Annotated in this window: 11 protein-coding genes and 1 tRNA gene; 6 read left to right on the top strand and 6 right to left on the bottom strand. The window is 60.6% G+C overall.

Annotated features, from left to right (window positions below):
- The first annotated feature begins 14 nt into the window (after window positions 1–14).
- Window positions 15–431 carry an HIT family protein gene (locus N0P34_RS11495; RefSeq protein ID WP_275603384.1) on the top strand — a complete coding sequence of 139 codons (417 nt, stop codon included), beginning with the start codon at window positions 15–17 and terminating at the stop codon, window positions 429–431.
- A gap of 56 nt (window positions 432–487) precedes the next feature.
- Complete coding sequence (locus N0P34_RS11500) at window positions 488–1,144, top strand: YoaK family protein (RefSeq protein WP_275603385.1); 657 nt, start codon at window positions 488–490, stop codon at window positions 1,142–1,144.
- A gap of 33 nt (window positions 1,145–1,177) precedes the next feature.
- Here N0P34_RS11500 and N0P34_RS11505 read toward each other — a convergent pair whose 3' ends face one another.
- The 3 genes from N0P34_RS11505 to clpS form a co-directional block, all read right to left on the bottom strand.
- Window positions 1,178–1,408: a DUF2798 domain-containing protein gene (locus tag N0P34_RS11505; protein ID WP_275603386.1), complete on the bottom strand. Its 231-nt coding sequence runs from the start codon at window positions 1,406–1,408 to the stop codon at window positions 1,178–1,180.
- Window positions 1,409–1,783: 375 nt separating this feature from the next.
- Window positions 1,784–4,123, bottom strand: coding sequence for an ATP-dependent Clp protease ATP-binding subunit ClpA (clpA, locus tag N0P34_RS11510; RefSeq protein WP_275603387.1), 2,340 nt, complete (start codon window positions 4,121–4,123; stop codon window positions 1,784–1,786).
- 9 nt (window positions 4,124–4,132) lie between these two features.
- Entirely contained in the window at window positions 4,133–4,549 is a 417-nt protein-coding gene (clpS, locus tag N0P34_RS11515) for an ATP-dependent Clp protease adapter ClpS (RefSeq protein WP_275603388.1), read from the bottom strand.
- 336 nt (window positions 4,550–4,885) lie between these two features.
- Here clpS and N0P34_RS11520 point away from each other — a divergent pair, with 336 nt between their 5' ends.
- Together N0P34_RS11520 and N0P34_RS11525 are read left to right on the top strand one after the other, a co-directional pair.
- On the top strand, window positions 4,886–6,469 hold the full coding sequence (locus tag N0P34_RS11520; protein WP_275603389.1) for a D-alanyl-D-alanine carboxypeptidase: 1,584 nt from the start codon (window positions 4,886–4,888) through the stop codon (window positions 6,467–6,469).
- Window positions 6,470–6,545: 76 nt separating this feature from the next.
- A complete protein-coding gene (locus N0P34_RS11525) occupies window positions 6,546–6,821 on the top strand; it encodes a hypothetical protein (protein WP_275603390.1) in 276 nt (91 codons plus the stop codon).
- Window positions 6,822–6,922: 101 nt separating this feature from the next.
- Here N0P34_RS11525 and N0P34_RS11530 read toward each other — a convergent pair whose 3' ends face one another.
- A complete protein-coding gene (locus N0P34_RS11530; RefSeq protein ID WP_275603391.1) occupies window positions 6,923–8,278 on the bottom strand; it encodes an MATE family efflux transporter in 1,356 nt (451 codons plus the stop codon).
- A 271-nt stretch (window positions 8,279–8,549) separates the two neighbouring features.
- Between N0P34_RS11530 and N0P34_RS11535 the strand changes: the two genes are divergently transcribed.
- Both N0P34_RS11535 and N0P34_RS11540 read left to right on the top strand, forming a co-directional pair.
- Window positions 8,550–8,633, top strand: a tRNA-Leu gene (locus N0P34_RS11535).
- Between the two features lie 114 nt (window positions 8,634–8,747).
- Window positions 8,748–8,981: a hypothetical protein gene (locus tag N0P34_RS11540; protein WP_275603392.1), complete on the top strand. Its 234-nt coding sequence runs from the start codon at window positions 8,748–8,750 to the stop codon at window positions 8,979–8,981.
- 82 nt (window positions 8,982–9,063) lie between these two features.
- On the opposite strand, the gene N0P34_RS11545 is transcribed toward N0P34_RS11540, so the two are convergent.
- On the bottom strand, window positions 9,064–11,535 hold the full coding sequence (locus N0P34_RS11545; RefSeq protein WP_275603393.1) for a penicillin-binding protein 1A: 2,472 nt from the start codon (window positions 11,533–11,535) through the stop codon (window positions 9,064–9,066).
- 117 nt (window positions 11,536–11,652) lie between these two features.
- The gene (locus tag N0P34_RS11550) at window positions 11,653–12,885 is read right to left on the bottom strand and encodes an N-acetylmuramoyl-L-alanine amidase (protein ID WP_275603394.1); all 1,233 of its coding nucleotides are present in this window, start codon (window positions 12,883–12,885) and stop codon (window positions 11,653–11,655) included.
- Window positions 12,886–13,432 lie beyond the last annotated feature (547 nt).

The following is a 13,432-nucleotide window of genomic DNA, read 5'->3' on the forward strand; positions in this document are numbered from 1 at the left end:
GAGTTTGAGGGCCAATGAGCTACGATCCATCCAATATCTTCGCCAAGATCCTCAATGGCGACCTGCCCTGTCACAAGGTCTACGAGGACGACACGGCTCTCGTGATGATGGACATTTTTCCGCAGTCGCGTGGCCACACACTCGTCATCCCCAAGGCACCCTCGCGCAACCTCATCGATGCAGACCCGGCAACGCTGTCCTCGGTGATGCCGCTGGTCCAGCGTGTCGCCAAGGCCGTCAAGGCAGCCACCAATGCCGAGGGCATCCAGCTGGCCCAGTTCAACGAAGCTCCAGCCGGCCAGACCGTCTTTCATCTGCACTTCCATTTGATTCCCGCCTATGAGGGCCAGGCCCTCGCCCCCCATGGTGGCGGCAAGGCAGACGACGGCGAGCTGGCATCGCTGGCCAAAGACATAGCGGCAAACCTCTAGGCGGGAGGCGAAATGGGCCAATATTGGGTGCCATCTCTTCTGAACGCCCTCTTGCCATGACGCCGACGCGTCACCTCGTTCTCGGAATGATCCTCACCGGGGCCGCCGGCTTCGTTGATGCCATCGGCTTTATTGAGCTCGGTGGTTTCTTCACATCCTTCATGAGCGGCAACACCACACAGGGCGGCGCGGCCCTTGTGCAGGGCGGGTGGCCGGTCGTGGCGCTGACGCTTTCGCTCGTTGGGCTGTTTTTCCTGGGCAGCGTCGTCGGCAATCTCCTTGCCCTGTCCAGTCTCGGGTGGGGACCCGCGGCGGTTAGCGGCTTCGTTGCCATCGGTGTCGCGGTCGCGCTGGCATTCGTCCTGGCTGGCTTCGACTCCACGCGCTGCATGCTCGTGCTGGCACTGGCCGCAGGTGCGCAAAACGCCATTCTGCCGATGCGCGGCGCAGTTCGCCTCGGCGCGACCTTTGTGACGGGCACGCTATACATTGCCGGTCAGGATCTGGCGCTCGGCCTCAAGGGCAAAGTGCCCCGCTGGCGCTGGATACAACATCTGGCAATCTGGCTGGGGCTGTTCGGCGGCGCTGTCGTCGGCGCCCTGCTCTATCGTCTCGTGGGCGTGGAGGCGCTGGGGCTGCCCGTCGTCGTCTATACGGCGTTCATGGTCGGCCACATCGTCGCCGCGCGCCGGGATCGACGCACCCCCATCTGAAAGCAGAAAGGCCGGGAATATCCCGGCCCTCAATCATGCTGCCGGCTTGTGAGGCGGTGCGATCTTGAATGCGATCTTGAAGGCCAGCGGGTTGACGATGCGCGTGTAGATAAACGCGATCGGCCAGGCGATGATAAACATCTGCGGCCAGTGCGGCAGGAAATCGAGCCCACCATTGATGAGGCCGAGCGTCAGAGACATGCAGAGGGCCATCATGAAAGTCATGCACAATTGCATGACGAGAGTTGTTTTCTTTGGAAGCATCAAAATCTCCAACGGGTCAAAAGCCGGCGGAGATACGTCCCACGCCAGCACCAACCCGGATAAATGGTTAGGTGCCGATGGGACGCGAATGCGACGAGTACTCCAACCATTTGGCTGCAGCGCCGGGATACCAACCGGCCACCTCTTATCGGCTGTTCTGAAGTATGCGGCGACATGCTGAGCCGCAACGCCTGTGTGGAAATACGAGCCATGCGCAAAAAGCGCTGGCCAGATGGCTCAAACTGATAGCAAGCGCCATCCAAGCGAACTGAATTTCAGCTCCTCGCCGAAGCCGCGTTCACGCCCGACCGCCGGAGCTTGGGCCTGCCTCCGGCCAATCGAAAAAGGGCCCGGATCGCTCCGGGCCCTCCCTATTCAGTTCTTGTCGGCTGTCGCCTTTGGCTTTTTGGGCTTCGGCAAGGCCTTTGGCTTGGCGGGACGCGGCGGCACCGCCACCAGTTCGAGCTTGGCGTCCTTGCCTTCGCCGATCACGGCAACGGTGACATTGCCCCCATTGACCAGTTCGCCGAACAGCACCTGATCGGCCAGCGGCTTCTTAACGTATTCCTGGATCACACGACCGAGCGGGCGAGCACCCATCCGTTCGTCGTAACCGTGCTCGGCAAGCCAGTCGGCAGCCTCTGGCGTCAGATTGATCGTTACGCCGCGTTCGGCCAATTGGCCTTCAAGCTGCAGAACGAACTTTTCGACCACGCGGCGCACCACTTCGCGTGGCAGCGGCGCAAAGGAAATGGTCGCGTCGAGACGGTTGCGGAACTCGGGCGAGAAGGTGCGGTTGATCGCGTCTTCGTCGTCCCCCTGCTCGCGCTTGCGGCCGAAGCCGATCGGCGAACGGGCCAGCTCAGCGGCGCCCACATTCGAGGTCATGATCAAAATGACATTGCGGAAATCAACCGCCTTGCCGTTGTGATCAGTCAGCTTGCCGTGATCCATCACCTGCAACAGGATGTTGTAGAGATCCGGATGAGCCTTTTCGATTTCGTCGAGCAGCACAACGCAATGCGGATGCTGGTCGACGCCGTCGGTCAAAAGGCCGCCCTGGTCAAAGCCGACATAGCCCGGAGGCGCACCGATCAGGCGGCTGATCGTGTGGCGTTCCATATATTCCGACATGTCGAAGCGGAGCAATTCCACGCCGAGGGTGTCGGCGAGTTGCTTGGCCACCTCGGTCTTGCCGACACCGGTCGGGCCGGTGAAAAGGTACGAGCCGATCGGCTTCTCCGGTTCACGCAAGCCCGCTCGTGCGAGCTTGATAGCCGAAGAAAGCGCAGTGATCGCCTGGTCCTGACCGAACACCACCGTCTTGAGGCTCTGCTCAAGGCTAGAGAGCAGTTCGGCATCGGATTTCGAAACCGATTTGGGCGGAATGCGCGCGATCGTGGCGATCGTGGCCTCGATGTCCTCGACATCGATCACCTGCTTGCGTTCTCCCTCTGGCAGGAGTTTCTGGCTGGCCCCTGTCTCGTCGATCACATCGATGGCCTTATCCGGCAGCTTGCGATCGTTGATGTATCGAGCACTCAGTTCCACGGCGGCCTTGAGGGCTTCGTCGGTGTATTTGAGCTTGTGAAACTCTTCGTAGTAAGGCCGAAGTCCCTTCACGATCTCGATGGCGTCCGGAACGCTCGGTTCGTTGACGTCGATCTTCTGGAAGCGACGAACCAGGGCCCGATCCTTCTCGAAGAACTGGCGATATTCCTTGTATGTCGTCGAACCGATGCACCGGATAGCGCCCGAAGCCAGGGCCGGCTTGAGCAGGTTCGAGGCATCAAGCGCCCCGCCAGAGGTCGCACCAGCGCCGATCATGGTGTGGATTTCGTCGATGAAGAGCACCGCATGCGGCATCTTCTCGAGTTCCTTCATCACGGACTTGAGGCGCTCCTCGAAGTCACCACGATAACGGGTGCCGGCGAGCAGCGAGCCCATGTCGAGCGCATAGATGACCGCTTCCCGGAGCACTTCGGGCACATCGCCTTCGATGATCTTCCGGGCAAGGCCTTCGGCAATGGCCGTCTTGCCCACGCCGGCATCGCCAACATAGAGCGGATTGTTCTTCGACCGACGGCAGAGCACCTGGATAGTGCGGCGCAACTCGACGTCCCGGCCAATCAGCGGATCGATCTTGCCCTGGCGGGCCTTCTCGTTGAGATTGACGCAGAAATCGGCCAGGGCCGAGGATTTCTTGCCCTCCGGTCCGCTTTCCGGGGCACCTTCCCCGTCCTCGGCGCCGCGCACCTTGCGCTCTTCACTCGGGCCGGACTTTGTAATGCCGTGGGATATGAAATTGACCGCATCCAGTCGGCTCATATCCTGTTGCTCGAGAAAATAGGCAGCATGGCTCTCGCGCTCGGCGAAAATGGCGACGAGCACATTAGCCCCGGTCACTTCCTCGCGGCCGGATGATTGGACATGGATGACCGCGCGCTGGATGACACGCTGGAAAGCGGCTGTCGGACGCGCATCCTGGCCATTGGATACAATGAGGCTATCGAGCTCCTCATTGATGAAATCTTCGAGGTCGCTCTTGAGCGCGTCGATGTCGACATCGCAGCCATTGAGCACGGCGATAGTCTCGCGATCGTCGGTCAAAGCGAGCAGCAGATGCTCGAGCGTGGCAAACTCATGGTTGCGCTCACGGGCCAGGTTCATCGCCTGGTGCAGGGCCTTCTCGAGTCCGCGCGAAAATGAGGGCATATGATGTTCCTACTGTTTTTCCATCACGCATTGCAGCGGATGCTGGTTCTTGCGTGCCGTATCCATGACGCGTGTCACCTTGGTTTCGGCGACCTCGTATGGATATACGCCGCACTCACCCACCCCCTTTTGATGAACGTGCAGCATGATGCGCATGGCGTCTTCCTGGGACTTGTTGAAGACGTCCTGAAGCACCAGAACGACGAATTCCATCGGCGTGTAGTCGTCGTTTAGGAGCAGAACCCGATACAGATTCGGCTTTTTGGTCTTGGGACGTGTCTTGGTTACCGTCCCGGTATCGAACTTGGGATTGTTACCACCGTCGCGGTCACTATCGTCCTTCTGCGGGCCTGCGATCGCAGGCCCCCCTCCGGAGCGTTTCCCCGAGCGGTGATGCTGCATCGTGTCTGAGGAGGTTGAGGTCATTTGGCGTAACGTCTTTTGATAAAATCGAAGCAGCTGGTGGGACCCATTATGTAGGTAAATTTGCCCCCATGTTAAGGGCCCTTAATTCCCGAAAACGTGACCGCTCAAACCAAGCTGAAAGCACATTCCCGGACCATTGCAGCAGCCTCGAGATGGGGTGCCACGAATGTCACAAGCTGCAAAAATCGTCGGCATTTTACGGAATGGTAACGGCCAGCGATTAATTTCAACTCAAGGATTGGTTGTGGGCAGACAGAGCCAGCACCTCCGCATTGTCGAGTTTTTTGTGTTGCGTACGGGCCTTTTGGTCCGGTTGAGTAGAGTTGGAGTACCGGGTTGACCTTCCTGGCCAAGACCCCTTGGCGCGTGACGTTCTTCCGCGTCGCCGCCACAATCGTTCTTGCACTGGCCGTCGGCCTGTCCAGTGCAGTCCCTGCTCATTCCATCGAGAACCTGCGCAAATATGCCGGCATCGTCGTCGACGCGAAGTCGGGACAGGTGCTCTATGAGGAAGCGGCCGATCAACGCCGTTACCCGGCGTCGGTTGCCAAAGTAATGACGCTCTACGTCCTCTTCCAGGAATTGAGCGCGGGCAATTTGACCCTCTCGACGAAGATGACCGTGTCCAAGCACGCCGCATCCGCGGTGCCGACGAAGCTCGGCCTGCGCGCCGGCTCGACCATTTCAGTCGAAGACGCCATCAAGTCGCTTGTGACACTGTCGGCCAACGACATGGCCCGCGTCATCGCCGAACATATCTCGGGTAGCGAAACCAAGTTTGCCGAGCGCATGACAGCGACGGCCCGCGCCATGGGAATGCGCAGCACCACCTACCGCAATGCTTCCGGCCTGCCCGATGGCGGTCAGGTCACGACGGTGCGCGACCAGGCCATCCTCGGCATCGCCATCTTCCAGCACTTCCCCCAGTATTACGAATTCTTCCAGACCACGGCTTTCCGCTACGGCAGCAAGACCTATGGCAACCATAACCGCGTGCTGGGCTACATGGGCGCCGTCGACGGCATCAAGACCGGCTACATCAATGCTGCCGGCTCGAACCTGCTGACCGCCGCCCGTAAGGACAACCGTCACATCGTGATCGTGGCGTTCGGTTTCAATTCGGCTGCTGCCCGCGACGAAAAGGTCCGCCAGCTTGTGGCCTCCTATCTGACCAAAGGCCGCCGTGGCGACTATCTTCGCACCGCCATGGTTCCGGTCCCGGGTCGCCAGGGCAATGTGCAGGTTGCCGTCGCGCAGCCAACCAAGCCGGTCTTCGCCATGCCGATGCCGCTGCCGGGCTTCCGTCTTGCAGAGTTGGTCGCCCGCAATGGCGCTCAGCCCCAGCAGCAACCGCCTGTGGCTGTGGCAAGTGCCGCCGCGCCGGCCCCGGCACCTATCCCTGTTCCCGCAGCAGCGCCCACCGATCTGGGTCTGCAGCCCGCAGTGCAGGCGGCCGCAATCCTTGCAGCCCCGACGCAGGCGCCCACACCGGCCTATCCCAGCAACGACATCATCGGCGCCTGGCTGAGCGAGACCTACAATCTCGGTGCCCCGCCGGCAGCGCTCGGCCAGACACAGCCTTCCGCCCCACTGGCGCCTGGTGGCGCCGTCGGTGGCGAGGAGCAGCCTGTCGACCTGCTGACCAGCGGCTCTGTGCAGTCGGCCTCCGCCCCGGCAGGCGGCTGGATCGTCCAGATCGGCGCGGGTCCATCGGAAGGCAGCGCCAGGGCAATGCTCTCGGACGCGGCAGGGAAGGTCGGCGGTCTTGGTGACTTCCGCTCCTATGTCGAGCGCTTCGAAAAGAACGGCCAAACTTTCTACCGTGCCCGTTTTGTCGGATTTGGCGACCGCAATGATGCGATGGCCATGTGCAATCGCCTCAAGGAACAGAGCTTGGCATGCCTCGCCATGCAGGGCTGACAAGCCCGATGAGGGCGGCGGAAAGCTGCCGCCCTTCATATGAATGCAGTTTGGTGCTTGTGTCTGGAGTAGCCCAATGAGCGAACGAAATGCCCTGATCGAGTTGGCGAATTTTATCGGCCGCTCGCCTCTCGCCTCTTCCGATATGCGCGTGCGCAACAAGGCGCTGGCAGGCATGACCGACCGTATCCTGCCCAAGCAGCGCCGCTCGGTCGGCGACCTTCTCAACGTTGTGATGACCCTCTCCGCCCGCACGCGTCGCATGGTACAGGAACCCGTCAGCGTCGAGATCGACGTTTTTGCTCCCGGAGGGAAACGCGCGCTGCGCATGTTCTTCGGCGACAACACCTGATTGCTTGGCTGTCGATCCACACAAAAAAATCCCCGCGCGAGCGGGGATTTTTGTTTGTCGCGGAAGTGGCTACGCGGGCGGTATCCGCCCTACCCTCGTCTTCAGACGAGTGCCACGATCTTCTTTTTCTTCCAGACGAAGTGGTACCAGCCAGCCTGCATCAGCAACATGGCGGTAAAGCTGGCAGCATAGGCCATCCAAATGCCCGAGAGGCCGAGGCTGGTTTGGCTTAGCCACAATGCCCCTGGCAATTCTATAAACAGGATCGCCGCGAGCGCTATCAGCATTGGGGCAATGACCATGCCGCTGGCGCGCATCATACCCGAGAAGACGACGCCCCATCCAAAGGGGAGGATCGCCCAGAGCACAATAAAAAGCAGATGCTCGGTGAGATCGATGACCTCTGGATCGGTGATGAAAAGGGCCACCAGATGCTGACTGAAGAGATACGCCAGAATGATCAGGCTACCCGTAATCACCAGATTGAGCAGCAGTGCCGTCCGCGTGATCATAGAAAGCTGGTCGATCTGGCGCGCACCAATGGCTTGTGCGCCGAAGATCGATGTGGCGATGCCGATCGACATGGCCGGAAACTGGACATAGTTGAGCACCTGGTTGAGCGCGCCATAGGCCGCCGTGGCGTTGGAGCCGAAGCGGTTCACCAGTCCGACGACGACGATGCCGGCCACTGAGGCAACCACCATTTGCAGTCCGGCAGGCACACCGAGCTTCAAAATCAACTTGAGCAATTGGAAGTCAGGCTTGAGCGCAGCCAGGAGTTCCCGATCTGGTGCCAGCGGCAATTTCCTGGCGCGCATATAGAAGAACAGGAACAGCAGGACCACCACAAAGCCGGCGATAAATGCCCAGGCAGCCGAATTGACACCCAATTGCGGCAAGCCCCACCAGCCCTGAATGAGGGCGGGCGTGAGCACCACACCGACCAGCATGGACAGGATCAACGAGAAGAGCGGCGTAATGGTATCGCCCACCCCACGCAGGACCGATGTGACCACCAGAAACACAAAGAATCCTGGCATACCGATGAACATGATCCGCCCATATTCAACGGCGGTCCCGCGGATGTTCTCCGGTGCACCAAGCAGGGACATGATGTCCTCGATCCAGACGGCACCGATGATGGCGACCACGAGACCGAGCAAAAATGCCGTCGTTATCGTCGTGCCGGTCACCTGCTTGACGCGCACCAGGTTACGGGCGCCCCAGGCTTGTCCGATAAGGATGGTGGAGCCGGCCGAGAGCCCGATGATGAAGCTGATCAGGAAGAACAGAATCGGAAAGAACGTGGCGAGAGAAGCGAGGGCTTCAACCCCGATCATCTGTCCTATGAAAATGGAATTGAATGTTCCCGACAGAGCCTGGAGAATATTTGAGGCCATGAGGGGTAACAGGAAGAAGCTAAACCGCATCCATAGCGGTCGAGTCGTCGGCTGCATGAAAATCTCCGCGAAACGCAGTCCTTGTTACGGTCTAGTGCGAGCCCCGGATTACGGGATGGCGGGGACCTTTTCGCAGCCTCCTGGCGGAGGTTGCCGGCTGGACGGGCGCGGGAGGCAGGGCAAGACCGCAGCCGGGTCTTTACGCCTGCACCACTGCGTCGTCAAATGAACGCTGCGCATGCCCGCTGCGCCCATCGTTGTCTCCCAAGGGATAAACTGCATCAGGATGTTGCGCGCCATCGGGGACTGCGATAGGAACCGTTCTCGTGCCCCTCTGGCGGAATGGTAGACGCAGAGGACTCAAAATCCTCCGCTGCGAGGCGTGCCGGTTCGAGTCCGGCGGGGGGCACCAATTTTCCCACAATCGCCACCGATTTTGCCGCCCGATCGTTAGGGGCCGCTTTCTCTCACCGGTTGACTATTGATGCGTGACGTCCGAGGCTCTCCCCAGTGTTGGGAGGCCAATATGGATCGGGAAGGTTTAGTTCAGGACGTCGCGGTGCAGCTGGATGGCCAGACCTACAAGGCCAGCTATTTCGTCGAGAATGGGACCATACATGCCCAGCTGCAGGATCAGACCTATCTCCTGCCGCTTGGCGGCCAAGCCGCCGCGCAGATGGTGAAATCCCTGCTCCTCGAGAAGGTGCGGCGTAAGGGATTCCGCCAGGCACTCGCCCGGAAATGGTTCAGGCAAAAATAGTGGGGCGCGCGGTCAAAACCGCCTCACACTCAGGATTTCGCCGCACGGTCGCCATGCAGACGACGGTCACCAGGCCCGGAGCCTAGAAAATCGTCCGCCGCCGCACGGTTGGATCCATAAAGGTGCCATTGTCGCTGGGCTGGGTGATGCCACCACCATATTGCTGTTGCATCATCTGCTGGCGCGCGGCCGCGTCGTAGGCGTTCACGTCGATACCAATGACCGATGTCATCTGGTTCGGCCCGGTGCCAGGCTTGAAAGCCTCCTTGATCGCAGCTTCCCCCTCAAATGCTTTCACACCTGAGTTGGGATTGATCCAGGCCGAAATCATGCCCGAAGGCATATTGAACGGTGTGGGCGGCCGGCCTGCGAGGGCCTTGGCCATGAAATTGGTGAAGATCGGCACGACCATGCCGCCGCCGGTCGAGGATGAGCCCATCGACCGCGGCTGGTCGAACCCGACATAGATGCCGACCGCAAGTTCGGGCGTGAAACCGACGAACCAGGCATCCTTATAGTCATTGGTCGTGCCGGTCTTGCCTGCAACCGGGCGATTAAGCGCCCGCGCCGCTGTGCCCGTGCCGCGCTGCACGACGCCTTCCATCATGGACGTGATCTGGTAGGCGGTCATCGGGTCGAGCACCTGCTCGCGATTGTCGACGATCCGCGGCTCTCCCTGCCCGTGCCATTCGGCCGCCGAACAGCCTTCGCACACTCGCGTGTCGTGGCGGTAGACAGTCGCGCCATAGCGATCCTGAATGCGATCAATCAGCGTCGGCACGATCTTGCGCCCGCCATTAGCGATGGTCGCATAGGCGGAAGTCATGCGGAGATTGGTGGTTTCACCGGCACCCAGCGACATGGCGAGCACCGGTTGCATGGTGTCGTAGATACCGAACATGCGTGCATATTCGGCAATGAGCGGCATGCCGATGTCTCGCGCGAGGCGAACCGTCATGACATTACGACTGCGCTCAATGCCGCGCCGCAGGGTCTGCGGGCCGTAGAATTCCTGGGCATAGTTTTCCGGCCGCCAGATCGAACCGTCGCCATTACGAATTTCGACCGGCGCGTCCAGCACGACCGATGCCGGCGTATAGCCATTATCGAGGGCCGCTGCGTAGACGATGGGCTTGAACGACGATCCCGGTTGCCGCAGCGCTTGCGTGGCCCGGTTAAATTCGGATTCGGCGAAGGAGAACCCGCCGACCATGGCCAGCACACGACCCGTCCGCGGATCCATGGCAACCAGGGATCCTTCGATCTCCGGCACTTGTTCCAGCGTATAGATGCCGACCTTGCCCGCGACGGGCGACACATAAACCACGTCTCCAACTGCAAGGATGTCCTGCACCGGCTTTGAGACCCAACGGATCTCCGGTCCGGACAACGTGCCTTCGACGCGATCTGGCCCGATCGCCCCATCGACGTCATTGTCCGGGCGAAGGCCAATTCGGGCCTCGTTGTTGCCGACGTCCAGCACCACAGCCAGCTGCCATTCCGGCACGTCGCTGAGCGGTCGCACCTTTGCAACGTCGAGCCCCCAATCGTCTCCCAGTTCGATACTGGCGACCGGCGCCCGGAAACCACGGGTGTGGTCATATGCGATGAGGCCGTCCATCAACGCCCGGCGGGCATATTCCTGCAGCCGCGGCTCGAGAGTGGTACGCACCGACAGCCCGCCGCCATAGAGCTGGTCCTCTCCATAGAGTTTGGCCAGTTCGCGCCGCACTTCCTCGGTGAAATACTCGGCAACATAGACCTGGCTGCCAGAGGCGCGCGGAATAACGTTGAGCGGCTCTTCCTTGGCCGCAGCCGCATCCTGGGGCTCGACATAGCCGTTCTCGACCATGCGATCGATCACCCAGTTTCGGCGCTCGATGGCGGCCTGGGGTCGACGGAAGGGATGGTAATTATTCGGTCCCTTCGGGAGGGCCGCGATATAGGCTGCTTCGCTGAGTGTCAGCTGATAGAGCGCCTTGTCGAAATAATTCAGCGCCGCCGCCGCCACGCCATAGGAATTGAGGCCTAGGAAAATCTCGTTGAGATAGAGCTCGAGAATCCGGTCCTTGGTGAAGGTGGACTCGATGCGGATGGCAAGGATGGCTTCCTGGATTTTTCGGTCCCAGGTCTGCTCCGAAGAGAGCAGAAAGTTCTTCGCCACCTGCTGGGTGATGCTCGAACCACCACCCTGGATCGAGCTGTTGCCGTCCATGCGGGCAAGGAGATTATCGCGCAGAGCGCGAACCACGCCATCAAAGGCGATCCCGCCATGGGTATAAAAATCCTTGTCTTCCGCGGAGAGAAACGCATTGACGACGAGAGGCGGCACCGTTTCCATGGGCTGGAACAGCCGTCGCTCACGGGCATATTCGGCCAGGAGTGTGCCGTCCGCAGCGTGCACGCGCGTGGTCACCGGCGGCTGGTAGTCCTTGAGGACCGTGTAGTCCGGCAGTTGGGCAGTGACACTGGCCAGATACACGGCCGCGACGGCGACGCCACCAAGCGCCACAAACATGCCGAAGCCAAAAAGCCAGCCGAGCAGTCGAAACATTGCGTCAGATACTCCATGCCGCGCGGGCGGCGCGCTGTGTTGCGCCAGTCAGCGCGGCGACAACATCATAACAGAAGTCGCCATCAGTTTTCATTGCCGACATCGCCGTGATCCGTCTCATTCCGGTTTTTCGAGGCTGTCGAAATAGCTCGATATCCCGCGTGCAATAGCTTCCGCAGTACGATCGCGCCATTCTGATTTCGTCAGATTGGCAATGTCGTTGGCGTTGGACAGAAAGCCCAGCTCCACCAATACCGACGGAATATCGGGCGCCTGCAGGACGAAGAAGTCGGCCTGGCGCACCGGAAAACGGCGCAGCGCCACGCTGGGCTCCAACTGGTGCACGATCGACTGTGCAGCCAGGAATGACTGGACGCGCATTTCGCGTCGCATCAGATCAATCAAAATGTCCACAACTTCAGGCGCCATCTGGGGCATCGCGAAGCCGGCAATGACATCGGACTTGTTTTCGGAATCAGCCAGCACCTTGTCGAGGACGTCGGTGGCGTTCTCATCGCGCGTGTAGACGCTGGCGCCGCGAATCTCGGGTTGCTGGAAGCTGTCGGCGTGGATCGAAATGAACAGGTCCGCCTTGTTCATCCTGGCCAGAGCAACACGTTCCTCGAGCTTGAGATAAAGGTCGCTCTCGCGCGTCAGCGCGACATCGAAGCGGCCCGACTCGACCAGCAATTCCTGTAGCCGCTGCGAGAAGGCGAGGACAATATCCTTTTCCCTGACGCCATTCGGGGCCTCTGCGCCGCTGTCGATACCGCCGTGGCCGGGGTCGATGATGACGAGCGGGCGGGTTACGACTGGCAGTTCGGAGCCACCGGCAGGCGTCGATTCTGCAATCTTGGCGGCTGCAGCGTCGGAAACGGCGCGGTCGCTCTCGACATTGGCGGCGAAGACAGCGGCGTCGGCTGGAATGATATCCACGACGAGCCGTGCTGGCTGGCCGTTGAAGGCGTCAAGCACATAGGCCTGTTGGACTTGCGCAGGACCGGCAAGACTGAGCGTCGTGCGAACGCGGTCGCCGGCGACCTGCTCAACGACATAGGACGACACGAGGCCCCCGGCATCGCTCTCGCCCTCGGGCTCCGGAACCGAAAAAGTGCCGGCGCGCACATCAACCGCCAGGCGGTCGGGCTCGCTCATCGACACGAATGAGAACTCGGTTCGGGCTGCGAGGTCGATGACGAGGCGGGCCCTGTCCTCGGTCGCCGTCATCCGCAGGTCGATGACATTGGGCAGCGCAACAGGGGCCGAGCTCTCCTGCGCAAGCGCCGGGGAAAACAGCGCCAGGAGCGAAAGGACGGCGGCGAATAGGGTAAGGAGGACGCGCAAAATCAAGTCTGGTTCGGGCCCCTGGAAACTCTAACGCCGCATGGCACGAGCATCGGGCGATTCTGCGGCAGTGTCCGCCTTATGCGATGATTTGGGTCGTCAATCAAAGAAGCGGCGTCACAAAGAGCGTATGGAGTCGAGTTTTTGACTTTCCTGTTGCCAATCTGGCGCAACATCCCTACACGCTAAGGAGAAGGCGCAGGAGTTTCGCGGGCGCCAGCGACGACGGTTAATGACCGTTTCGCGCCGCTGCGAACCCGGCTGGACCGGCGTGCACTTGCTGCATGCGGCCCGGATTGAAAGCGGCATTTTCGCGCCTTCGCTGAATTTCGGCTCCCCCCTGAGCCGGACGGTGGCACGCCAGCGCGGCCTGCCATCCAATAGGAAGAGGTCATATGGCCCACAGGCGAACAAAGCGCGACGCGATCGACTTCTCCGATTGCCGTTTTGCATCGCCTCATTCTCTGGCCGTGACCAAGACTACCGGAGCGCGAAACGTGAGAGGTTTGCGCCCTATTTCATTCAACCAATTCGCCCCGCAATGCGCCATTTC

Source organism: Devosia sp. FJ2-5-3 (assembly GCF_029201545.1).
Taxonomy (GTDB): domain Bacteria; phylum Pseudomonadota; class Alphaproteobacteria; order Rhizobiales; family Devosiaceae; genus Devosia.